Consider the following 25,254-nt stretch of genomic DNA (forward strand, 5'->3'; position numbering starts at 1 on the left):
AATAAAGACTCAGCTTTTGCTGGGTCTTTTTTTGCATCTCACCACATATCTCTCTTAAGCATATGATAATACTAAGATGCTTTAGAGGGGGGGATTTTTATGTCTAAGAAAAAATATAGAATAATGGCATTCGATGGGGGCGGAATAAGGGGGGTTCTTAGTGCTACTATACTTCAAAGATTAGAAAAAGAAAATCCTAAATTAATAAAAAGTACAGATTTATTTGCTGGTACATCAACTGGATGTTTTATAGCATTAGGTCTTGCCTATGGGTTGTCTGTCAAAGAAATATTAAATATTTACTCTATGGTTAATTGTAAATATATATTTTCGCCTAAATATAATGAACTTTTTAGACCGAAATATAATAATAAGCATTTAAAGGAAGTGCTTATGAGTGTATTCCCTAAAAATTTAAAATTAAAAGATTTAAAAAAGAAGGTACTGATACCGAGTTTTGAAGTTATAAGTAAGGATAATGGAAGCTGGAAGCCGATGTTTTATACTAATTTTGAAGGGATGGGAACGGATACTGAGTATGTAATAGATGCAGCTCTATACAGTAGTGCAGCACCTGTGTACTTTCCATCTTATAAAAGACATATAGATGGAGGAATTATAGCGAATAATCCTAGCTTAGCCTCTATTTGTGTATCTAAGAATGTAAATGGAGCTAATAAAAAACTTGAGGATATGAGGATTTTATCTATTGGAACTGGATTCAATCATAAAGATGTGAAAGGAGATACGAGAAAATGGGGAGCTATTGAGTGGGGTCTCAATCAAAATCCGCCATATCCACTCCTTAGTATATTGTTTGATGGAAATATGGATGCGGATAGTTACTATAGTCGTGAATTATTAAGGGATAATTTCTTAAGAGTAAATCCTCAAATTTCAAAGGTTGTTGATCTAGATGATTATAAAGAAATCCCTTACTTAATTAATGTTGCAAATAGTTGTGATATAAAATTTGTAAATGATTGGATTAATAATAAATGGTTCTGATATTTGTTTAAATAAATTAGCTGTAGTATAATTTATTTAAACAAATAATGCTAAGGAGTGCTATATGGGCAATGAATCGAGTTTTACTAAAGAAAAATTAGTATTTAGATTTAAAAAAATGCACAAACAGTTAACTGGTATATATATGAGAATCTTAAGTATTAAATATAAAAATTGTGATAAATCTTTGGCGTTTAGGCAGGCTTATATTTTTATTAATAAGGTTTTTTTGTTTAGAATATTTCAAAATAATAATTTTAAACTCGAAGGGATTTATGATGAGAATAGATTTATTATAGGCAATAAACTTCAAGATATATTAAAAATTTATCTTGAAAATACAGAAAACTATGAAGATTTGAATTTGTTTTGTGAAGAGATAAATTTAAGTGAAACCCAGTTGAGTGAGAATGAATTATGCATTATGTATGAGACAATAGATAAAATAAAATTAAATGTGGATTATTTACATAGTGTAGATAATACTATACTTGGAGATTTATATGAAGTTTTTATGGATGAAGAGATTAGACAGTCTCTTGGGCAGTTTTATACGCCTGGCTTTATAATAGATTATATTTTAAATAAGACTATTGTTAATGAAGATATAGTAAAAAAACCTTTTATAAAAATTTTAGATCCTGCATGCGGAAGTGGACATTTTATCATAAAAGCTTATGATATGTTAAGAAACAAGTTTATTCAGAATTTAAGTATTCTTAGAGAGGTATACAAGGATGAAATATATACTATAAAAAAAAGAGGCAAAGACATAAAGCTTACGGGTTTAGATTATTGGAAAAATGAAAATGTACACTATCATTTGTTAAAAAATTGTATATATGGATCTGATGTTGATAAATTTGCCATAGATATTACTATTGTTAATTTGATTATAAAAGATATAAAAAATTTTAGTTGCGACATTAATATTATAAGTTCAGACAGTTTGGTTAAATGGGAAATGGATAGGTATATTAAAGAAAGAGAATTTTGGAGCAATAAATATCATTATATTATAGGAAATCCTCCGTATGTTGGAAGTAAAAAAATGGACAATAATTACAAAAAATGGTTAATCGATGAATATAGAGAAGTATTCAAGGATAAATCTGATTTATATTATTGTTTTTATAAGAGAATACTAGATGTTTTGCATATGGATGGAAAAGCTTGTATAATAACTCCTAGATATTTTATAGAAAGCCCTAGTGGGAAATTACTTAGAAAATATATGAAAAATAATTGTAGTATATTAGAAATAGTAGATTTTTATGGGAATCAGGTATTTAAGGGTGTAGGTGTAGCTAGTGCCATATTTACATTTAAGAAAAAACTAGATATTGATACTATATCCGTTTATAAGCTTAAGAATGATAATTTGAATTTTTATATTGATACAAGTCTTCAAGCTATGATAAATGATAATTATTTTAAAAAATTCAATCTAAAGAAATCAAATCTTGAAGATGATAGATGGATTCTTGTATCTGATATTAAATACAATATTTATAATAAAATAAAACAAAACTCAGATTATAAATTAAAAAATATAGCTGAAAGTTTTCAAGGGATAATAAGTGGATGTGATAAAGCGTTTGTATTAAACAGTAAAGAGGTTGAGGATAATAACATAGAAAAAAGTATACTTAGAAAATGGATTAAAAACAAGAATATAAATACATACCTTATCGAAGATAATGATTTGTTCATAATATATTCAGATTTTATTGAAGATGAATCTAAATATAGCAATGCGTTAGAATATATAGGAAAGTATAAGCAAAGATTGATGAATAGAAGAGAGTGTAAAAAAAATATAAGAAAATGGTACGAGCTTCAATGGGGTAGAGATTATAGGTGTTTTGAAAAGGATAAGATAATGTATCCTTACAAAGCTTCGTATAATAAATTTGCAATTGATAAAAATAAATATTATTGTAGTGCAGATGTATATTCTTTTTATATAAAAGATATGTATGAGGAAATTTTTTCTTTAGAATATATAGTGACTTTGCTAAATTCAAAGGTATATGAGTTTTATTTTAAAATGTTTGCAAAAAAAATAAGTTCACGTGTATACGATTATTATCCTAATTCTATAATGGATCTAGGTATATTCAAGAATTTTCAATACAATAGAATAGAAGATATAGGAAAAAAAATAATTTCTTTAAAGATAAATATCGAGGCTATAAAAAACGAAAAAAGTTATGATAAAAAAGATCCTATAAAACATTTTTATAATAAGTGTGTTGATATATTAAAGTTGAGAGAAAAGATACATAGATTGGAATTAGAAGTAGATTACATTATTATAGATGCACTTGATTTAAATAAAGAGGATCTACGTATAATATATGATGATTTAAATATTGTAGATATAGATAAACTTAAAAGTATGATATCTGAGAGTGAATTTATCAATATGCATATAAATAGGAAAAAATCTATCAGTTATATATCCAATCTATACAATTGTGATGAATTTAAAATAATTATGTTAAGACATATTTATAGTATTTCTCTCTTTAAAAATGAGCCATGGCGACTCTACAATATGAATGAATTATATGATGAGATAACCACATATGTACAAAGTATTATATCAATGATAAAAAATATTGAAAGTATAGACTTAAATAAGATAGACGAGATTATGTATGAAAAGTGTAAAAACTATGAAATCAATATTAAGATATTAGGTAAAAAATACAATTCTAAAAATAGATTAAACGTACTAAAGAAAATTATAAAATAGTAGCAATATATAATACACTCCTTCATAAATATATATAGAGACTTAAAAGGGAGGTATTGTATGTTTAAAATAAATGTTAGTGAAACAGACGGAATGTTTTTAATAAATGTAGGTGGTAATATATCAAAGGAAGATGTAAATGAATTTTTTATGGAGTATAAAGAAAATATAAAAAAAATAAAAACATCAAGATACAATTTGGTTGTACAGCCACACGAATTTGAAACAGATGAAAAGAGCTCTATGAAAAATATATTTAAAAAATTCATGAAGAGTGGATTTAAAAGAATATACATATTAGATAAAATAGGAATAAAAGAAAATTTGCAATTAAGCAAATTAGAAAAAAAATTCTTTTATAGTAAGGTTACTATAGTTGAATCTATGGATGAAATAAAATAAGTTGAAAACATAATGTTTTCAACTTATTTTTGGTTTCCATGAATATTTTTAATCCCGTTTTTATCTATAACTATCTCTTGATTATAAGCGGCTTTTGAGAAAATTTTTTCTGCCTTTGCAATAGGAAGACCTTTTAATATCATATTCTCAGGCTTTGCTTCTCCCACCTTATCCATATACAGCCTGTACAAATAATTAACTGCTTGTGGCAAAAATCCCAACATTCTAGCTGCAACAGTATCACAAGCAACAGGATCTGTACCTGCTATTATAAGACCATCTGTATCTACTGCTTTTCCTTCGCTTGGTCCGTTTCCTATCATAGTCTTATCAAGACTTATTATGCTTAAATCTATTGGTATTTTCTTAGACATTGCAACTATAAAACCATGTAAATCTTCATGTATACCTAATTTCTTTTTTGGAAATCCATGAACGCCAGCTGGAGGCCAACTAAGCATTATATTTTTGATACTAGCACTCATAGTAGCTTCTTCGTGTTGCTTAAGCTGTGTGAATGATATTAACACATCAACTTCGTCTATCAACCTATTAATTTTAGTACTTGGGATTATATTATGATCTAAGTCTATTGTTGTATATGGTCCATAGTTTAAGTCTACAAACTCTACATGCTCATCCTCAATTACCTTATCGTAACCTACAAACTTCATTACATCTGGTGTTTCATCTCCTCCAGAACCTGTTGCTATGTATATTTTTGCAGGATTATAAGTCTTCACATATTGGATTAATGATTTTAAAGTATTTGGGCCTATTACTGTAGCTGTTGATGGTTGTTTAGATTTGACCCAGTTAGGGGTTATGACTACTGTATCATTATTTTTTATCATATCCTCTATAGGAAGCATATCTAGTGCATCTTTTAATGAGTCTTTTTCATTCTTCGATTGACTTATAGAAACTATACAATCTTTTATTCGTCTACTATTTCTCATAGAAAACCTCCTCCTTAAATTAGAATATCCAAAAAATTTATATAGATACCTGTAATAATATAATTAATGCAACAATATAAATTTTAACAAATTATATTGTTATGAATGTAAGCTTATGGGTATTAATTGATTAAATGTAATAAAATAAACATATAATAAGAACAGAAAAATGTCTAATTATATAACAAGGAGTTGTGAAATTTATGAATGAAAAAGTGGTGTTGACAGGAAATCAAGCTATAGCTAGAGGATTTTATGAAGCAGGTGGATTAGTAGCATCTAGTTACCCGGGATCTCCTACTGTTGGGATTATAGAAAATATGAATCAGTATGAGGAAGTGTATAGTGAATTCTCAACGAATGAAAAAGTTGCGTTAGAAGTAGCTATGGGAGCATCTTTTGGAGGGGTAAGATCACTTTGTAGTATGAAACATGTAGGTGTTAATATTTGTGCAGATCCTCTTATGACATTTACACAAAGCACAATAAATGGAGGGTTTGTGCTTATTACTGGAGATGACCCTGGAATGCATTCTTCTCAAAATGAGCAAGATAACAGAATATTTGGGAAGTTTGCAAATGTGGCAATATTAGATCCTAGTGATTCTCAAGAAGCTAAAGATTATACAAAAATAGGACTGGAATTAAGTGAAAACTACAGCATTCCTTTTATGCTTAGAATAACAAGCAGATTATGCCATAATAGGAGTGTAGTCAACTTAGAAGAAAGAAAAGATATTGAGACTAAGCCTTTTGAAAAAGATGCGTATAAATACTGTATGTTACCACCGTATACAGATAAAGCACAGTATTTTATGAAGGAAAGGCTTCAAAGATTAGAGGATTATGCTTATAATACTAATTTAAATAGATTAGAAGAAAAAGAAGGAACAGATACAGTTATAATAACTTCGGGTCTTGTGTATCAACATCTAAAAGAAATAGATCCAGATGCTTCTATATATAAGTTGGGTCTTGTTTACCCAATATCTATTAATAAAATGAAAGAACTAAGTCGAAAATATAAAAATATAATAATTTTAGAAGAAATGATGCCTTTTATAGAGAATGAGTTAAAAATAAATGGTATAAATTGTGAAGGAAAACAATACTTTTCATTTACTGGAGAAATACAAATTGAAGATGTAGAAAAAGGTCTTCAAAAGGCAGGGGTAATAAAAGAAACAAAATTTAATGAACAGCAAGCATTAAAAGTTCCATCAAGAACTCCACAATTTTGCTCGGGATGTCCTCATAGACCTATTTATGACATACTTAAAAAATCTAAAGTAAATGTTATTGGAGATATAGGATGTTATTCTATGGGTGTACTTCCTCCTTTTGAAGTACATAACATAAATATGAGTATGGGGTCTGGTGTTAGCATACTTAAGGGAATGAGAAAAGCTTGGGATTTATCTGGGAATAAAAAGCCTATAGTTGCAATGATTGGCGATGGAACATTTTTTCATTCGGGTGTACCTGGATTTATCAATTTGATGCATAAATTAGATGAGAATGCAAATATGACAATCATAGTTTTAGACAATAAAACTACTGCAATGACAGGTGGACAGCCAAATGCAAGTTCTGATAAACAAATGGATGTAAGTATAGAAGAACTACTTAAAACTATAGGATTTGAAAGAATTAAAGTATTAAATCAATATAGTTATAAAAAAGCAAAAGAAGTTATTGACGAGGAAATAAAACATGAAGGATTATCTATAGTAGTTGCTACAGGACCTTGTGCACTTCAATATAGAATGAGACATCCTCATTTTTATGTAGATCCAGATATTTGTATTAGTTGTAGAAGTTGTATTAAAACTAATTGTCCGCCGTTATTAATGAGAAAATATGAGGGACACGATAAATTAAAATCATCTATAGATCCAGATATGTGTGTTGGATGTTCTATTTGTGCACAAGTATGTCCGGTTAATGCAATTAAAAGATCTAAGCCAGATGATGATTTAAAGAATAAATAATAAAGGGTGATTGAAATGGATAAAAAAAATATATTGATAGCAGGTGTTGGAGGTCAGGGTCTAGTTATAGCTACTAAAATAATAAGTGAAGCAGCTCTAGAAGAAGGATATGATGTAAAAACTAATGATGTTATAGGATTATCTCAAAGAGGTGGTAAAGTCTATGGTAGTGTTAAAATAGATAGTAAAGTATATTCTCCAAATATTCCTCATGGAGAGTGTGATATATTACTTGCCATGGAGCCTATGGAGGGATACAGATATGCTCACATGATAAAAGGTAATGGATTGGCTATTGTTAATACTTATAGAATACCATCAACTAGTATTCAGCAAGAGATAGAAGAATATCCAGAAGGAATGTTAGATAATTTAAAACAAAAATGTAGTGTAGTTGATATAGATGTTATAAAAGTAGGAAAAGAACTGGGAAATACAAAAGTAGGGAATACTGTGTTAATAGGAATTATGGCAAAAGAATTAGACATAAAAAAAGAAACTTGGGAAAAAATAATCAAAAAAAACGTTCCAGAAAAATTTATAGACCACAATATAAAAGCTTTTAATATTGGATATGATTATAGATAAAAAAATGCCCTAGAATTATAATTCTAGGGCGATTTTTTTATCTATAAAAGTTCATCTCCAGGATTCCAATCCGCGGGGCAAAGCCCACCAGCTTGAAGCCCTTGTAGAACTCTTAGAGTTTCATCAGCACTTCTACCTATGTTTAAATCATGAACAACAGAATATCGTAATACACCATCAGGATCTATTATAAATAAACCTCTTAGTGCGATACCTTCTTCTTCTATATATACTCCGTAGTCTTTAGAAACACTATGAGTATTGTCAGAAGCTATAGGGAATCTAAGTTTTCCGAGCCCGCCCATATCTTTAGATGAGTTTATCCAAGCTTTATGAGAATGAATGCTATCTGTACTTACAGCTAGAATCTCCGCATTAAATTTTTTGAATATATCGTATTTATTATCTAAAGATGTTATTTCGGTTGGGCAAACAAAAGTAAAATCAAGCGGATAAAAAAACATAACAACCCACTTACCTTTATAAGAATCAAGTGAAACTTCTCCAAAATTTTCTCCATCACCTAATGCTGTTTGCATTTTAAAATCAGGGGCTTTCAAACCTACCATTCTTTCCATATAAATACCTCCTATATAAATGAAATTTATTATCAATCTCAATATATTTATTCCCACTTATAAAAAGAATAAACACAAAATTATTATTTACTAATACTTAAAATATATGATATAAAAAATTCTTTCGATTATAATAAAATTAATAGTACTTAAATGGAGGAATTTTTATGATAGATACGAGACTAGATACTTTTATAACTGTTGTGAAAACTAAAAATTATACAAAAGCAGCTAAAATACTCAATTTAACACAACCTGCAATATCTCAGCAAATAAAATATTTAGAGAATTATTATAGTGCACAGCTCATTAAAAAAGCTAACAAAACAATGTATCTGACTAAAGAGGGAGAAATACTATATAATTACGCTCAAAAAATGAAAGCTTTGAATACAGTGTTAAAATCAGAGATAAAAAATAATTCATCTTTAAAAAAAATATACAATATTGGTGCTACTATGACAACTGGAGAATATGTAATGCCTTATATACTTGGGGAATATAAAAAAGATTATCCAAATATAGATGTTATATTAGATGTGGATAATACAAGAAAAATAATTGAAAAGTTAAAAGATGGAGAAATAGAACTTGCTTTGATAGAAGGTTTTTTTGATAAAGATAGGTTTGAATATATAAAATTCAAAGATGATGAACTTGTACTAGCGGTATCTCCTAAACATGAGTTTGCACCTAAAATAGAACTAGAAGAAGTTATAAAAGGCAAACTAATACTAAGAGAAAAAGGATCTGGAACAAGAGATATATTTGAAAGAAAAATATCTGAGATTGGGTATAGTGTTGAGAATATGAATGTTTATATGGAAATACGAAGTATAAATGCTATAAAATCTCTTGTTGAATCAAATTTAGGATACACTATAATTTCAAAAGAGGCTATAAAAAGAGAAGTTTATTTAGGACTTATAAAAATAGTGCCTATAAAAGGAATAAACATAAAAAGAGAATTCAACTTCATATATAAAAGCAGTTTGTTCTTAAATTTTACAAACAGTTTCATAAAGTACTGTCATAACCATAAGTAAAATTTATATATATATAATAAAACATAATTTTTAATTATATATATTCTTTGGTATAATCGGGCTAAAGGAGTGATTAGCTTGAATAAAATTAAAAAATTATTACCAGGATTATTATTTGTGTTTTTAATATCGATAATATCTATGTTTATAAATGATAGTATAAAAAACATAATAAATTTAGAAGCATTGACAATAGGTATCATACTGGGAATTGTATACAATAATGTTTTAAATACTAGGAATATATTAAAACCTGGAATAACCTTCTCGCTTAAGACCTTGTTAAAGTGGGGAATAGTATTACTTGGATTTAAGCTTGATTTTAGGGCTCTTATGCAATTGGGGCCTAAGGTTGTAATAATGATTGTATTATATGTTCCTTTTGTTTTGATATTGTCTTATTTACTTGGAAAAATATTAAAGATAAATAATAAGGTAGCTGTATTGCTTGGAGTAGGATCTAGCATTTGTGGAGCCTCAGCTGTGGTTGCAATGAGTAGTTGCATAAATGCAGAAGAAGATGATTCAGTTGTTGCAGTTTCTATAATAAATTTTTTAGGGGCCATAGGTGTGCTTGCTTACTCTTATATAGCAATAGCTTCCAGTATGAGCGATTTAGAATACGGTATTTGGTCTGGAATATCTCTTCAAGGAGTAGCACATGCTATTGCAGCAGCTTTTGCAAGGGGAGATCAATCAGGAGAAATAGGAACATTAGTCAAAATGGGAAGGGTGGTAATGTTAGTACCTGTATCGTTGGTTCTTACTTATTTATTTAAGAAAGAAACTAAAGCAGGTAAAGTTAAATTTCCGATGTATATACTATACTTCATTCTTGCGGGAGTAATAAGTTCTTTAAATTTACTGTCTTTTGATATAATAAAAATATTAGCTAGATTAAGTTCAATATTTATATTAATGGCAATGGTTGGTATGGGTCTTAGTGTAAATATTAAGAGTATAAAAGACAAGGGAATGAAAGCCTTTATCATGGGAAGTATATTGTTTTTAGTAATATCTATATCTATGTACTTTGTATGTATATCTATTGCATAAAAAGATCAAAACTTATTAAAAAATAAAAACATATAAAAAAAACAAAATTTAGAATTTTGTTTTTTTTTATAGTATAATGAAAATATAGAAAAATAGTAAAAATATGGGGGGATAAAGACGTGAAAAGGAAACTTGTTGTAGGTATAGATGAATTAAAAATGGGTATGATTCTTGCACAAGATATTATAAATAGCAACGGCATATGTTTATTATCGGAAGGATTTGAATTTAATGATATATCAAAAATAAAAGATGTGCTTTTAAGTCATAATATACAAGAAGTTAAGGTTGTTATTGAAGAAGGAATGGATGAGATTTATACAAAAGAATATTTTGAAATTTATGACTTTAGAAAAGATATGAATACTCTACTTGATGGATTAAAAAAAGATTTTTATTGCATAGAATCAGGTCAAGAAATAAAAAAGGAGGGTTTTGAAAAAACTATACAAAACGCAATTGATTCATGTAATGGAAATTTTAATTTATTTAAACTTATAAACCAAGTAAAAGATATGAATGATTATATATATATGCATTCTATGACTGTGACTTTGATCAGTTATCAGATTGGGAAATGGATAAACTTAAGCGAAGAAGAATTAAAAGAACTTACTCTTGCCGCTATATTAAGTGATTTAGGGAAAATAAAAATATCAAAGCAAATTATTGAAAAACCAGATATTTTAATAAAGGAAGAATATGAAGAAATAAAAAAACATTGCATTTTAGGATATAATATGGTTAAAAATACTTGTGGTATAAATAATAAAATAAAAAGAGCAGTGCTTGAACATCATGAAAGAATAGATGGAAGTGGATATCCCAAGGGTAAAAGGGGTGAAGAAATATCATTGTATGCTAAAATAATAGCAATAGCTGATGTATATAGTGCGCTTACATCTAAAAGACCTTATAGAGATAGGAAAACTCCTTTTGAAGCTATAAAAATACTTGAAAAAGAGTTTTTGTCTAAATTAGATACTAAACTTTTGTATTTATTTTTAAAAAAAATTGCTGGAGAATACTTAGGAAGCAAAATTATATTAGATGATGGAAGAGAAGCTACAATAGTATTTATACCATCTCAAAATATATCTAGACCATTACTAAAAATACAAGAAGGTGACGAAATAATTGATTTGAGTAGTAGTGAAAATTCTAAATTATATATAAAAGCATTCTTATAAAATAATACAACTATAAATGGGTGATATTATGAAAGGCTTAATACTAGAAGGAGGGGGATCTAAAGGATCATATCAAATAGGCTCATACAAAGCATTAAAGGAAATTGGCATAGATTTTGATGGAATAGCAGGGACTTCTGTTGGAGCGCTTAATGGAGCTTTGATAGTTCAAGATGAATATGAAAGAGCGTATGAAATATGGTCAAATATAACTCCTGAAAATGTAATAAACATAGAATACGATATATTTGAAAAAATAAAGGATATAGACATAGATATAAAAAATTTTAACATGATAATAAAAATACTATCTAAAACTTTGAATAATAAAGGATTAGATATATCACCTTTAAAGAATCTGTTAACTGAACATATAAACGAAAATAAAATAAGAAACTCGAAAAAAGATTTTGGGATAGTAACGGTATCTATTAATTCATTAAAACCACAAAAATTATTTCTTGAAGATATACCTCAAAATATGTTAGTAGATTATTTAATAGCTAGCTCGAGTTTACCTATATTCAAATTGGAAAAAATAAATGGGAAACTATATTTAGACGGAGGATTTTATGATAACCTTCCTATAGGGCTTTTGAAGGATAAAGGATATGATGAACTAGTAGTCATAAGGCTTTATGGAATTGGAAGAACGAAAAGAGTAAATACAAAGGGAATGAAAATAATATATATAAATCCATCTGAAAACCTTGGTCCTACTCTTGATTTTAATAAATATAGGAGTGAAAGAAATATTAATCTAGGATATTTAGACACATTAAAAAGTTTGAATAAATTATATGGAAATAGATATTATTTTAAAATAGATGAAATTTGTGATGATTTTTGTTTCAATTTAATAAAAAATATGAATAATAAAACTATAAGTAAATTAGCAGATAAACTAAAAATTAAAGGAGATATATCGTTAAGATTATTATTAGAGAAAATAGTTCCTAAAGTAGGAGAGTTGTTAGATCTTAGGAAAACATTTTCTTATAAAGATTTAGTAATATCTATATATGAAATAAGGATGAACCAATTGGAATTTGAAAGGTTGAAGGTATATAATTTTAAGGAAGTATTTTTGTATATAAATGGGAATTATGATTTTGAAGAATATGAATATAAAGATATTTTAAATAGAATATTGGTAAAAAAAGAAAACTTGATAAATAATATTATGAAAGATATTATAATAGACATACAAAATAGAAATAAATGATATTTTTTAAAAAAAATAATACAAAATACGACAAAATTTAAAAAGTCAGAAAATAGATTCAGAATTATATTGACAAAGAAAATAATATTTTGTAAAATAGAATTGAAAAATTTATAATATTTTTCATGGAGGATGCATATGAGTAAATATTTGGTTAAAAAAGTATTGAGTAACAATGCTGTTTTTGTTAGTGAAGGTGAAAAAGACTATATACTTTTAGGAAAAGGAATAGGTTTTTCTAAAAAAAAGGGTATGCTTTTAGAACAATTAGACAATGTAGAAAACACATTTGTAGCTCTTACTGATGAAGATAAGAATCTTATCTATAATGTAGATAAAGATATACTGGAAACCGCTGAACAAATAATAGATATGGCATCAAATGAACTTAAAGAAGATTTAAATCCATATATTCATATTGGTCTTATAGACCATATAAATTTTGCTATAAAGAGATTAAAAGAAGGTATAGAGATAGTAAATCCGTTTTTACTAGAGACAAAATTAATGTATACTAAAGAGTACAATATAGCTAGTAAAGCTGTAGATATGCTTAAAGAAAAATTAAATATAGAAATACCTGATGCAGAAATAGGTTTTATAGCTTTTCATATACATGGAGGAAGAAGCAATACGAGTAAAACATCTGCATTGAAAAATACTAAATTAGTTAATATGATAGTTGAGTATGTTGAGAAAAAGTTGAAAATGGACATGAGGAAAGATTTAATGATATATAATAGATTTGTATATCATTTAGTGGCTTTAATAGATAGGGTAAACAATGGGAAAACTGTAGTGAATAACTCATTAGATACAATAAAAAAAGAGTTTTTCTTTGAATACAAAATAGCATATGATATTTCTAAAATAATACAAAATGAATTGAGAAAAGAAGTTTCTCAAGATGAAGTAGGTTATATTACTCTCCATATATATAAACTTAATAGCTTATAATTAAAAAGACTATAGGTGTGTTACTGATTATGCAGGCATTAACCAAATTGTTTTATGAATATGTACGTTTTTTGGATATTGACGTACGATTTTGTTAAAAATATTCATAAGCATTTGTTGATGTCTTTTTATATTATATAAAAATATCCAAAAACAAAAAAATAGAAAATAAATAGATGAGGTGAATTTAAAATGGAAAAAAAAGTAACTATAAAGAACGAAAGTGGAATACACGCTAGACCAGCAGCATTACTTGTTAAGAAGGCTTCTGAATTTGAATCTAAGGTTGAAATAGATTTTAATGGGAAAAAAGTAAATGCAAAATCAATAATGGGAATAATGAGTTTAGGGGCTTCAAAGGGAAGTGAAATAACAGTAATAACAGAGGGTTCAGATGAAGATAAAGCTGCAAATGAAGTTGCAGAGCTTATTGAAAGCGGATTCGGAGAAGCATAATCAATACCTGCATACAAAGGAGAGATTAGAATGATTAAAGGAACGAATGCATCACCGGGTATCGCTTTGGGGAAAGCGTTAGTACTAGAACATAATGAAATAGTTATAGAAAAGAGAACTATAGAGAATATAGAGCTGGAGCAAAAAAAATTAACAGATGCAATAGCTAAATCAAAAGAAGAATTAACTAAGGTTAAGGAAAAGGCTTTAGCAGAGTTAGGAGCAGAAAAAGCGGAAATATTTGAAGCTCATTTACTAGTTCTTGAAGATCCAGAACTTGTAGATTCTACTTTAAACAAAATAAAAGATGAAAAAATAAATGCTGATTATGCGTTTAATGAAGTAAAGAGTATGTTCGTTTCTATGTTTGAATCTATGGACAATGAGTATATGAAGGAAAGAGCAGCTGATATAAAGGATGTAGCTAATAGAGTTTTAAGACACATATTAGATATAAAATTCGTAGATTTATCAGCTCTTGAAGAAGAAGTTGTGTTAATTGCTCATGACTTAACACCATCTGACACTGCAACTATGAATAAGAAAAAGGTTTTAGGATTTTTAACTGATATAGGAGGGAGAACATCTCATACAGCTATAATGGCTAGAACCTTAGAAATACCAGCGGTTGTAGGACTTAAGAATATAACTGAAACTGTTAAAGATGGAGATTATTTGATATTTAACGGAGAAACAGGTGAAGTTATAATAAATCCAGATGAACAAATCATAAATGAATATAAGGATTTAAAAGAAAATTTTGAAAAAGAAAAGAAAGAATTAGAGTCTTTAAAAGGACAAGAAAGTAAAACGCTAGATTCAAGACATGTAGAGTTAGCTGGCAATATAGGAACTCCAAATGATGTACAAGGTCTTATAAATAACGATGCGGAAGGTGTTGGACTTTATAGAACTGAGTTTTTATACATGGATAGATCGGATTTTCCAACAGAAGATGAGCAATATGAATCTTATAAGGCTGTTCTTGAAAGTATGAGTCCAAAGCCTATAGTTATAAGAACTCTTGATATAGGTGGAGATAAAGAACTTTCTTACCTTCAAATGGATAAGGAAATGAATCCTTTCTTAGGATATAGAGCTATAAGATTATGTCTTGATAGACAAGATATATTTAAAACTCAATTAAGAGCTCTTTTAAGAGCTAGTATACATGGAAACTTAAGAATTATGTTTCCTATGATATCAAGTCTTGAAGAATTACTTTCAGCAAAAGAAATACTTGAAAGTGTTAAATCTGACTTAGATAAAGAAGGAGTAGATTATAGTAAGGATATAGAAGTTGGTATGATGATAGAAGTTCCATCTGCTGCATTAATATCAGATATTCTTGCAAAGCATGTTGATTTCTTCAGTATAGGAACTAATGATTTAATCCAATATACTACTGCAGTAGATAGAATGAATGAAAAAATACACAACCTATATAACCAATTTAACCCTGCCGTTTTAAGACTTATTAAAATGGTTATAGATAATGGTCATAAAGAAGGTAAATGGGTAGGAATGTGTGGAGAAGCTGCAGGAGATAAAAGAATGATTCCAATACTTCTTGGAATGGGGCTAGATGAATTCAGTATGAGTCCAATATCTATACTTCCAGCTAGAAAGCTTATAAATTCATTAAAGTATGAAGAAATGAAGTCAGTAGCTGAAAAGGTAGTATCTATGGGTACTGCTAAAGAAATAGAAGAATATATGCAAAATAATTTTGCTTAAATAATGAGAACCTTATGCCGATATCGGCATAAGGTTTTTTATTCTATCAGGAAACTGTATGATTTTAAATCTGTAGATAACGTTGGTTGAAAAACTACACTTGCAACTGTTTTTGAGCAACGAAACCCGTTAGGGATCGTTGGCGACATGAGTCACCGCGGAGCGAGTAGACGAATTTTTTTATTTTACGAAAATTTGTATATTTTGGTTATGATATAATGTAATATGAGAATTCAAATAAAAACTGTGGTGGTGTTTTGATGAATAAATATGTATACGCTGGGTCATCCAATTCTGGGAAAACGACTAAGCTGATAAGTATATATAAAGAATTTATAAAAAATAACGTAGATGAAAATAAAATAATTGTGTTTATAAACTCTAAATCTCAAAAAAGATTTTGGGAGGATATAGATACTAGTACGTTTTATAAAATAATTAGAAATCATATCGTACTATTTTGGCCTTTGGTAGAAAAAAATATAAAAATAAAAAGGACTACTCCTAAATTTCTAGATATGGAAATTAGTGAATACCTTCTAAATAAACTTGTGGACAAATATAGAGAAGGAGGAAGATTTCTGGACATAAATATACCTAATTCGGTTTTATCATCAGATATACTCAATAATATATCTAAGATATCTCTAAATTGCATCGAATTTAATGATGTGGATAAATATTTAGTTAACTTTTTAGATATAGAAGATGTATTTATAAAAGAAAATATTGTATCCATGAAAGATATAATAAATGTATTTGTAAGAAAAAATATAAGCGAAGGTGTTTTGAATTTTAGTTTGGCATCATATCTTTTTAATAAATATATAATAGATAACCCTTTATATGAGGAGTATATAAAAAATAATATAGATTGTTTTATAGTAGATGATATTCAAGAAAAGTCATTTCTTGAGCTTAAGTTCATAAATAAGGTTATGAATATAGCTAAGGAAACTCATATTGCCTATAATTCAGATGGAGCTATAACTAAAATACTGGGAGCCGATGAAGAGTCTTTTAAACAAATTATACTTCCCAAGTGTAAAAAAATAGACATAGGAACATCTGATTTTATAAATACGCAAAATATAGAATATAGAAATACTACTATGAGAAGTGATATGATACTAAAAATATCTGAAGAGATTAATAATTTATTGAAAAATGGATACAAAGAAGAGGAAATAGATATAATAGGACCATTTATAGATTCTATATTTGAAAATAGAATAAAAAAAGAGATGGAAAAAAATGATGTTAATATAAATATTATGACTAGAAGTGGATCTCTTACTGACAATCCATATATAAATAGTTTGGTTACTGTAACGCTTTTAGCGAATAGCTCTTGGAAGATGAGTCCTAATAAAGATTCTATATGTAAGATGATATCGTTTGTGTTAGGTGCAGATATGATAAGGTCTAGATACATAACTAATAGGATAACCCAAAAAGAGCCGTATGAACTTCCCGAGGTTGAAGAACTAACATCTATGGATATAGATGAAGAATACACAGATAAATATGAAATTTTAAGAAGTTGGATATATGAAAATACAAACAGTGAACTGGATATGGACAAATTTTTGAAAAAAATGTTTTTAGATATATTATTACCTCTTGATGTAAGTGCTGAAAATTTAAGTACATGTAATTATTTGATAAATTTATCCAAATCGTTTATAGATTATGCAAATGAGAATGAAAAGTTTAAAAATAATAAAAATAAATTGTTTATAGATATGATTTTAAGAGGCATACGAGTTTCTGATACTAGAGATAATACTGAATCAAAGGGAATAAAGGTTTGGTCATCTTATTCATATTTACTAAGTTCTAAAACTAGTAAAATACAGATATGGACAGATTCGAGTTCTGATGTATGGCATCAAATAGGTATAAAAAAATATTACAATCCATTTATATTTTTAAGAGAAAATAAAGGTGAAAAATGGAACTTTGACAATGATGAATTATATAGATATAAGCAGACCAAAAGTGTAGTGGATAGCTTGCTTAGAAAAGCTTCAGATAGAATATATATATACAGCAGTGAATTCAACTCTAATGGATATGAACAAAAAGGTGAGTTGAGTAAATATATAAGCAATATAGATATTTAAAGGAGATATGTTATGAAGTGGAGAGAAGGTCAAATACAGGTAATGCAGTATAGAGGAGGAACACTTGCTGTACCATCTGTTCCAGGTGCTGGGAAAACTACAGTTATAACATCAAAAACTGCGGAACTTATAGAGAACGGATTGAATAAAGATGGTAAAATCCTTATAGTCACTTTTACCAACAGTGCTGTATCAAACTTTAAAACAAAGTTAAAAAGCTTACTAGAAGATAGGGGGCTTGATAGCAATAAAGGATGGGAATGCAAAACACTTCATTCTCTAGCAAATTCTGTTATAAGGGAAAGTCCAAAGGACGCGGGTCTTGATGATGATTTTGAGGTCATAGATGATATTGAAGCGAATGACATAATTAGAAAACATTCATTTGAATTTTACAAAAATTATAAACATATATATTCTAAATATTTGAATATAAGAAATAATAGTTCTCAGGAGTATATACAAAAGATTGAAAAAAAATGGAACGATAAATTTATATCTGTAGCAAAGAATATAATAAGTTATTTAAAGTCAAAAGGGATAGTTTACAATGAAGCTCAGGATATATTAAGAAATAACCCTAAGATGGATGATCTTTTGAAGATAGTAATTAATATATACATTTTATATGAAAAGGATCTTATAAAAAAAGGAAAATTAGATTATGATGATATAATAATAAGGGCTTTGAAGTTACTTGAAAATAGAGAAGATATATTAAATAAATTTCAACAAAGATATACGTATATATTTGAAGATGAGGCACAGGATTCATCTCCTGCTCAAGAGAGGATACTGGCATTATTATCTAGAAATCACAATAATTTAGTTAGAGTCGGAGATCCTAATCAAGCTATAATGTCAACTTTTACAAATTCGGATTATAGGCTTTTTAGGAGATTTTGTGAAAGAGACGATGTAGATAAAATAGTTATCCCAGTATCTAGTAGAAACACAAAGAATATATTAAATCTTGCAAATTACTTAGTAAAATGGAGTAATGAAAATGGTATGGACCTTAATAAAGATGAGGTGCTGGTAAACCAGTATATAAAACCTGTTGATGAGGATGATCCATTTCAAAACCCTACTGTAGACGATATAGGTATATATACAAGAATTTGTCAAAATGAAGATATAGAGATGAAAGATGTAGTTTGTAATATAAAAAATATTATAAAGAAGTATCCAGATAAAACAATATCACTACTTCTTAGATATAACTATAAGATAGATCGATATATTAATTTATTTGAAAAAGAAGATATACCTTATCAAGTTATAGATAAGTATAGAGGGGAGGCAGCTCTTGTAATTGAGAAGATAGGGAAAATAGTAAATTTTATAGCTAATCCAGTTAAAGATAACTTGTTTAAGGTTATAGATATGGTTTATGATGAAGAACTTAGTGAAATCCAAAAAAGTGAATTCGATAAATATGATATAGAAGATATATTTTTTCCAATGGAAAATAAAGATTCTATACAAAAAATGGATTCATGTGAAAGTATAGATGAAATTCTTAAAAGTCTTAGAAGTTTATTTGTATATTCAACACAAAAGATAGATAAATTTCTAGTCCAAATAGGAGAGGAATTTAAATTTAACTTACAAGAACTTGCAATATTAGATTATATATCGAGTATATGCAATAAAATGTTTTTCGAAAATAGTAACTTTACATTAGAGAATTTGGCTTACGAACTTTTAAAGAATAAAAATTCATTCAACTATTTTGCATCTATGGTATTTGAAGAACAAGGATATGAGCCACAAAAAGGAAGTGTTACTATAACTACTTGTCATAAAGCTAAAGGTCTTGAATGGGATATAGTAATTATACCTCATATGACAATATCTGATTATCCTGGTAAGTTCAGTGATAAGTTTATAGGAGAATTGTATTATTTAAAGGAAGGATATAAAAACATAGAGACTTTATATAAATCTCAAATAGATTATTTAATAGAAAATAAAGAAATTCAAAACATAACAAGAAAGATGAAGGGCGAAATACTATCTGAAACTTTAAAACTTGTATATGTAGCATTTACTAGAGCGAAGGAAAGGTTATATGTATATACAAATGGAAAAGAATCGAATCATTCTATATACTTTAATGTAACACAAGAATTCATAGAAGGGGGAGTAAGTAAAAATGAGTGATTTACAGAACATACAATTTAGTCAATCTAGTATAGATACTTACGATACCTGCAGACTTAAATTCAAGAAAATATATATTGATAATATAAAGTGGAGTAATGATAATCAAAATTTTGGAAGTGAATTTCACCTACTGGCACAGAGATATTATATAGGAATAAATGAAGAGTTAGAGCAAGGAAGAGAGGATTATATACTTTTTAATAATTTAAAAAAGTTCTTAAAAAGAGAAGAAAATATGTACCCTGAGTATAATATAAGATACAAAGACACGCAAATGTCATTAATAGCAAAAGTAGACCTTATAAGAATAGAAAAAGAAAAAATAACTGTATACGATTGGAAAACTAGTAAAAGTAAGTTTGATAAATCAAAGATAGAAAAATCATATCAAACTAAAATATATCTGCATAATATAGCTGAAAAATTCGATGTAAGTCCTAATAATATAAGTCTCATATATTATAATCCAAGGTTTGATAATTATATAAAAATAGATTATAACGCTACGGATCATAAATACAATAAAATAGAGCTTAAAGACAAAATAGTTAGTATAATAAATGAAAAAAAATTTAATCAGAAAATAGGTAAACATTGCTCGTTTTGCCAATTTAATTCTATTTGTAATCAAGAGTTTATAAGTGTAGATTGTCTTTAAGTGTGTCTATAAAATCTTTTATTATTCTAGCAGTTATACCCCATATAACATAATTTTCATATTCGTATATTAATGTATCATATATACCCTCTTTAAACTTATAGTTTTTACCATTAGGTATTAAACTGTAAGGAAAATTATCACAAGGAAGTATTTGTATCTTATGCTTATAAGATTCAGGTTGTGTATTTATAAAAAAATTTAAAGGAACCAAAAATGTATGGTCTACTTCAGATTGATTTATACTAATATCACTATAATCATCTATTGTACCTAGGAATGGATGTATAATCATATTAAATGGAGTAACTAATATGTTTAAAGGGCTTATTATAGAGATATTTTTTTCGTTTAATCCAAGTTCTTCGCATGTTTCTCTTATAGCAGTTTTTTCTAGAGTTATATCAGACATGTCGAACTTTCCACCTGGAAATGAAATTTCTGATGGGCTGGTATTTAAATCTTTCGATCGTACTTCAAATAAAATAAAAAGGTCTGAATCTTTTTGAATTAAAGGTATTAGAACAGATGATTTTGAAAAATTTTTATAGTTATTTATTTGAGGTTTGAAGTTGGAAAAGCTATTGGTAAATTTTTGTATCATAAAATTCTCCTTTAAAGACTTTTTAATTTGTGAATATATATTATAATTATACTATATATTTAATATATAGTGTTAATGAGTTGTAAAAATTGAATACAAATAAATATGTAAAAGGATGATATATTATGAAAAAATTTAAATATGCTTTATCATTTTTTAAAAGAATAGGACTCTTATCTGATTTTTTAAAGGATAGGTGTGTATCTAAATTTAAAAAACTAAAGGTTTTTATATTCTTGGTATTTGGTTTTATATATTTCATATCTCCATTAGATTTAATTCCAGAGGTTGTACTAGGACTTGGTATTATTGATGATGGGGTTGTAATCCTTTACTTACTTACAGAAATAAATAAAGAATTAGACAAGTATGAAGCTAATTCAAAGAATATTAAGCATAGATATGATAGTGAATATGGTAATGTTATAGATAATATAGAGTACGATATAGAAGATAAAAGCTAAGGTATATTCCTGGGCTTTTATTTTTTTATAAATAAAATGACATGATGTAAATTTATATCATATGCAATTAAAAATAGATGGTAACAAAGAATGGTATCTTAAAGTTATGGATAAAATTAATAAGTAAATAAAATCACTTAAAAAAATATACGAATATTAAAAAGTATAAAACTAAAAATATTCACATAATATTGGAAGTATGATATAATTTGATAGAATAAACAAACGGGAGTGATTAAAGTGTATAAAATTACGGACGTTCTTATAAGTGAGGAAGAAATATCGAAAAAGGTTTATGAACTTGCTAAAACTATAGAAAATGAATATAAAGGCGAGGAAGTTACATTTGTTGGAATATTAAAAGGTGCTTGTGTATTTATATCTGATATTATAAGAAAAATAGATTTAGATATAGAATTGGACTTTATGGCTGTGTCCAGTTATGGAATGTCTACTGAAAGTTCAGGTGTTGTAAGAATATTAAAAGATTTAGACAGTGATATAGAAGGTAAAAATGTAATTATAGTTGAAGATATAATAGATACTGGACTTACTCTTAGCTACTTGCGTGAGAATTTAATGGCTAGAAATCCGAAATCATTAAAAATATGTACTTTACTTGATAAACCTGAAAGAAGAAAATGTGACATACCAGTTGATTATGCAGGATTTAAAATACCAGATAAGTTCATAGTTGGATATGGAATAGATTGTGGAGAGAAGTTTAGAAATGTACCTTATATAGGTATTGTTGAAAAAGAAGATTAAAAAATACATGAATTAATATTCATGTATTTTTTTATAGTTTTTTTCTATAACAAAAATTTGAATATTGATAAATTTTATATTTACTGGTTTTTATAACAAAATAAGGTACTATATACTAAGAAAAACGTTTATAAAACTTATTTTGGAGGAGATAATATGGCAGATTATACAAAAATGTGGGAAGAATTAGATATTGATATAGAAAAACACGATGGACTTTGCGAAGTTCTTCCGATGTTTTATGAAGATATATATCTTTCTCAAGACAAGAGACCGGAAAATATGAATTATTATAATTTTGTAATATCTGAAGTTCATGGGCTTAGAATAAAAGAACTTCAAGATTCAAAAAAGGAAGATAAAAAAGTTGTAGGATCTTTTTGTGTATTTGTGCCAGATGAAATAACATTAGCTTTAGATTGTGTACCTGTAGGAATATGTTCTGGATCTCAATTTTGGGTTCCTGATGGTGAAAAAGTAATGCCAAGAAATACATGTCCTCTTATTAAAGCTTCAATTGGCGCTAAGTTGAGTAGAACATGTCCGTATTTTCAATCGTGTGATATGGTAGTTGGAGAAACTACATGTGATGGAAAAAAGAAGGCATGGGAAATACTTGGTGATTATATGGATGTACATGTTATGGACTTGCCACAGATGAAAAGAGAAAAAGATAAACTTCATTGGATAGATGAGATGAATATATATAAGGATGTTTTAGAAGCAAAGACGGGAAATAAACTTAATTTTGAAAATTTAAAAGAAAAAATAGAACTTGTAAATAAAAAAAGAGAAGTTTTAAAAAGGCTATATAATTTTAGAAAATGTAATCCAGTTCCTATAAGTGGAAAAGATGCTCTTTTAGTATCTCAAATTGCTTTTTATGATGATATAGACAGATTTATAGAACAGACGAATAATTTATGTGATGAGTTAGAAGATAGAGTGAAAAAGAATGAAGGTGTATTCGAAAAGGATACTCCAAGAATTATGATTACAGGAACGCCTATGTCTATTCCTAATTGGAAGATACATCACATAGTAGAGACAAGTGATGCAGTGGTCGTTTGTGAAGAAACTTGTACTGGGACTAGATATTTTGAAAATCAAGTTATTGAAAATGCAGAAAATATGGATGAACAATTCGAAAATTTAGCTAGTAGATACCTTGGCATAAACTGTGCATGCTTTACACCTAATGAAGGAAGAATAGAGGATATATTAAAATATGTTGATGAATATAAAGTAGATGCGGTTATATATAATTCACTACAATTTTGTTCTACGTATGCAATTGAATATAAAAGTGTAGAAAAGGCATTAAAAGCAAAAGGAATACCTGTTATAATGATAGAAAGTGATTATAGTGAGGAAGATACAGGTCAGATAAAAACAAGAGTTGAAGCTTTGGTTGAAATGGTTAAAGAAAAGAAAGGTGTTATAGCTTGATAAAGTATTATATTTTATTTGATTCTTATAATGATGGATTTTGTTTTGAAAAAGTATTAAAGAAAGATAAAATAAAATATACAATAGTACCAACACCTAGAATTATAAGCAAATGCTGTGGAATGTCTATAATGTTAAAAGAAGAAGTATTATCGTGTGTACATAATTTGGTGCATAAAAATAAACTAAAGAATGAAGGTTTGTACAGGGTAGATAAAGAAATAAATATGTGTGAAAAATTATGGTGATTTAAGGAGTGCGTTAGATTGTATACTATAGGAATAGATATTGGCTCAGTTGCAACTAAAATAGTACTTATGAAAGATAAAGAGATTGTTGAATATAGAGTACATCCAAGTGGATGGAGTCCTAAGGAAACTTGTGAAAGTTTAGTTGATGATATGCTACATAATAATAATTTGAATAGAAAAGGTATAAAAAGTATTGTAGCAACGGGTTATGGAAGGGTTGCACTAGATTTTGTTGATAAGAAAATAACTGAAATTACATGTCACGCTAAGGGTGCTAAATTTTTGAATGAAAAAACTAGTGCAATAATAGATATAGGAGGACAAGACAGTAAGGCTATTGAATTAGATGATGAAGGAAGGGTTTTGAATTTCATAATGAACGATAAGTGTGCAGCAGGGACTGGGAGATTTTTAGAGGTTATATGTAATGCCATGGATATAGACATAAAGGAGTTATCTGATATGGCTTATAATGGGATTCCTGTAAAAATAAATAGTATGTGTACTGTATTTGCTGAATCTGAAATTATAAGCTTAAAATCTAAGGGATCTAAAAAAGAAGATATAGCAGCTGGACTTGTTAACTCTATAGTAGATAAAGTAAGTTCTCTTACATCTAAAATCAATTTAAATGAAGAAGTGTTTTTTTCGGGGGGATTATGTACGAATGAATACTTAAAAGATGCGCTTCAAAGTAGATTAAACAAAAAAATAAATACTGATAATCGTGCTCAATTTACAGGTGCAATTGGAGCTGCTCTTTTAGGATAATAGTGAATATATAAAATAAGGATAAGATTTAATCTTGTCC

Annotated in this window: 23 protein-coding genes; 20 read left to right on the forward strand and 3 right to left on the reverse strand. The window is 27.6% G+C overall.

The annotated features are described in order from the left end of the window. Positions 1-99: 99 nt before the first annotated feature. The 3 genes from Tmeso_RS02285 (at position 100) to Tmeso_RS02295 (ending at position 4,171) form a co-directional block, all read left to right on the forward strand. On the forward strand, positions 100-1,008 hold the full coding sequence (locus Tmeso_RS02285) for a patatin-like phospholipase family protein (RefSeq protein ID WP_099187830.1): 909 nt from the start codon (positions 100-102) through the stop codon (positions 1,006-1,008). A 64-nt stretch (positions 1,009-1,072) separates the two neighbouring features. Continuing rightward, the gene (locus Tmeso_RS02290; RefSeq protein WP_099187832.1) at positions 1,073-3,769 is read left to right on the forward strand and encodes an Eco57I restriction-modification methylase domain-containing protein; all 2,697 of its coding nucleotides are present in this window, start codon (positions 1,073-1,075) and stop codon (positions 3,767-3,769) included. A 60-nt stretch (positions 3,770-3,829) separates the two neighbouring features. Continuing rightward, on the forward strand, positions 3,830-4,171 hold the full coding sequence (locus tag Tmeso_RS02295) for a hypothetical protein (protein WP_099187834.1): 342 nt from the start codon (positions 3,830-3,832) through the stop codon (positions 4,169-4,171). A gap of 23 nt (positions 4,172-4,194) precedes the next feature. Here the strand turns inward: Tmeso_RS02295 and Tmeso_RS02300 are convergent, their stop codons facing one another. Further along, positions 4,195-5,130, reverse strand: coding sequence for a DUF362 domain-containing protein (locus Tmeso_RS02300; protein WP_099187836.1), 936 nt, complete (start codon positions 5,128-5,130; stop codon positions 4,195-4,197). Between the two features lie 203 nt (positions 5,131-5,333). Here Tmeso_RS02300 and Tmeso_RS02305 point away from each other — a divergent pair, with 203 nt between their 5' ends. Both Tmeso_RS02305 and Tmeso_RS02310 read left to right on the forward strand, forming a co-directional pair. Then, positions 5,334-7,121 carry a thiamine pyrophosphate-dependent enzyme gene (locus Tmeso_RS02305; RefSeq protein WP_099187838.1) on the forward strand — a complete coding sequence of 596 codons (1,788 nt, stop codon included), beginning with the start codon at positions 5,334-5,336 and terminating at the stop codon, positions 7,119-7,121. A gap of 15 nt (positions 7,122-7,136) precedes the next feature. Continuing rightward, on the forward strand, positions 7,137-7,709 hold the full coding sequence (locus Tmeso_RS02310) for an indolepyruvate oxidoreductase subunit beta (protein WP_099187840.1): 573 nt from the start codon (positions 7,137-7,139) through the stop codon (positions 7,707-7,709). 41 nt (positions 7,710-7,750) lie between these two features. On the opposite strand, the gene Tmeso_RS02315 is transcribed toward Tmeso_RS02310, so the two are convergent. Beyond that, positions 7,751-8,287: a peroxiredoxin gene (locus Tmeso_RS02315; protein ID WP_099187842.1), complete on the reverse strand. Its 537-nt coding sequence runs from the start codon at positions 8,285-8,287 to the stop codon at positions 7,751-7,753. Positions 8,288-8,454: 167 nt separating this feature from the next. Here Tmeso_RS02315 and Tmeso_RS02320 point away from each other — a divergent pair, with 167 nt between their 5' ends. The 10 genes from Tmeso_RS02320 to Tmeso_RS02365 all read left to right on the forward strand — a co-directional run bounded on the left by Tmeso_RS02320 (position 8,455) and on the right by Tmeso_RS02365 (position 20,907). Next, positions 8,455-9,333, forward strand: coding sequence for a LysR substrate-binding domain-containing protein (locus Tmeso_RS02320; protein WP_099187844.1), 879 nt, complete (start codon positions 8,455-8,457; stop codon positions 9,331-9,333). A 78-nt stretch (positions 9,334-9,411) separates the two neighbouring features. Beyond that, on the forward strand, positions 9,412-10,389 hold the full coding sequence (locus tag Tmeso_RS02325; RefSeq protein ID WP_099187846.1) for a YeiH family protein: 978 nt from the start codon (positions 9,412-9,414) through the stop codon (positions 10,387-10,389). Positions 10,390-10,508: 119 nt separating this feature from the next. Further along, positions 10,509-11,579, forward strand: coding sequence for an HD-GYP domain-containing protein (locus tag Tmeso_RS02330; protein ID WP_099187848.1), 1,071 nt, complete (start codon positions 10,509-10,511; stop codon positions 11,577-11,579). A 28-nt stretch (positions 11,580-11,607) separates the two neighbouring features. Beyond that, positions 11,608-12,804, forward strand: coding sequence for a patatin-like phospholipase family protein (locus Tmeso_RS02335; protein ID WP_187296193.1), 1,197 nt, complete (start codon positions 11,608-11,610; stop codon positions 12,802-12,804). Between the two features lie 138 nt (positions 12,805-12,942). Continuing rightward, a complete protein-coding gene (locus tag Tmeso_RS02340) occupies positions 12,943-13,761 on the forward strand; it encodes a PRD domain-containing protein (RefSeq protein WP_099187852.1) in 819 nt (272 codons plus the stop codon). A 192-nt stretch (positions 13,762-13,953) separates the two neighbouring features. After that, positions 13,954-14,217 (forward strand): HPr family phosphocarrier protein, encoded by a 264-nt coding sequence (locus Tmeso_RS02345; protein WP_099187854.1) that lies wholly within the window; start codon positions 13,954-13,956, stop codon positions 14,215-14,217. 30 nt (positions 14,218-14,247) lie between these two features. Beyond that, positions 14,248-15,954: a phosphoenolpyruvate--protein phosphotransferase gene (ptsP, locus tag Tmeso_RS02350; protein ID WP_099187856.1), complete on the forward strand. Its 1,707-nt coding sequence runs from the start codon at positions 14,248-14,250 to the stop codon at positions 15,952-15,954. A gap of 260 nt (positions 15,955-16,214) precedes the next feature. After that, complete coding sequence (locus Tmeso_RS02355) at positions 16,215-18,080, forward strand: hypothetical protein (RefSeq protein WP_099187858.1); 1,866 nt, start codon at positions 16,215-16,217, stop codon at positions 18,078-18,080. A gap of 12 nt (positions 18,081-18,092) precedes the next feature. Next, positions 18,093-20,246 carry an ATP-dependent helicase gene (locus Tmeso_RS02360; protein ID WP_099187860.1) on the forward strand — a complete coding sequence of 718 codons (2,154 nt, stop codon included), beginning with the start codon at positions 18,093-18,095 and terminating at the stop codon, positions 20,244-20,246. Beyond that, entirely contained in the window at positions 20,239-20,907 is a 669-nt protein-coding gene (locus Tmeso_RS02365; protein WP_099187862.1) for a PD-(D/E)XK nuclease family protein, read from the forward strand. The genes Tmeso_RS02360 and Tmeso_RS02365 overlap by 8 nt, the downstream gene beginning before the upstream one ends. Here Tmeso_RS02365 and Tmeso_RS02370 read toward each other — a convergent pair. Beyond that, positions 20,885-21,511 (reverse strand): NUDIX hydrolase, encoded by a 627-nt coding sequence (locus tag Tmeso_RS02370; RefSeq protein ID WP_099187864.1) that lies wholly within the window; start codon positions 21,509-21,511, stop codon positions 20,885-20,887. The genes Tmeso_RS02365 and Tmeso_RS02370 overlap by 23 nt on opposite strands. 125 nt (positions 21,512-21,636) lie before the next feature. On the opposite strand from Tmeso_RS02370, the gene Tmeso_RS02375 reads away from it, so the two are divergent. The 5 genes from Tmeso_RS02375 to Tmeso_RS02395 all read left to right on the forward strand — a co-directional run bounded on the left by Tmeso_RS02375 (position 21,637) and on the right by Tmeso_RS02395 (position 25,214). Next, positions 21,637-21,975, forward strand: a complete 339-nt coding sequence (locus Tmeso_RS02375) for a YkvA family protein (RefSeq protein ID WP_099187866.1) — start codon at positions 21,637-21,639, stop codon at positions 21,973-21,975. Positions 21,976-22,215: 240 nt separating this feature from the next. Beyond that, on the forward strand, positions 22,216-22,743 hold the full coding sequence (gene hpt, locus Tmeso_RS02380; protein ID WP_099187868.1) for a hypoxanthine phosphoribosyltransferase: 528 nt from the start codon (positions 22,216-22,218) through the stop codon (positions 22,741-22,743). 156 nt (positions 22,744-22,899) lie between these two features. After that, positions 22,900-24,192 carry a double-cubane-cluster-containing anaerobic reductase gene (locus Tmeso_RS02385; RefSeq protein WP_099187870.1) on the forward strand — a complete coding sequence of 431 codons (1,293 nt, stop codon included), beginning with the start codon at positions 22,900-22,902 and terminating at the stop codon, positions 24,190-24,192. Continuing rightward, positions 24,189-24,440, forward strand: a complete 252-nt coding sequence (locus tag Tmeso_RS02390; protein WP_099187872.1) for a DUF3343 domain-containing protein — start codon at positions 24,189-24,191, stop codon at positions 24,438-24,440. Before Tmeso_RS02385 ends, Tmeso_RS02390 begins: the two co-directional genes overlap by 4 nt. Positions 24,441-24,458: 18 nt before the next feature. Beyond that, positions 24,459-25,214: an acyl-CoA dehydratase activase gene (locus Tmeso_RS02395; RefSeq protein ID WP_099187874.1), complete on the forward strand. Its 756-nt coding sequence runs from the start codon at positions 24,459-24,461 to the stop codon at positions 25,212-25,214. Positions 25,215-25,254 lie beyond the last annotated feature (40 nt).

The sequence above is a fragment of the Tepidibacter mesophilus genome (assembly GCF_002724055.1).
Classification (GTDB): domain Bacteria; phylum Bacillota; class Clostridia; order Peptostreptococcales; family Peptostreptococcaceae; genus Tepidibacter_A; species Tepidibacter_A mesophilus.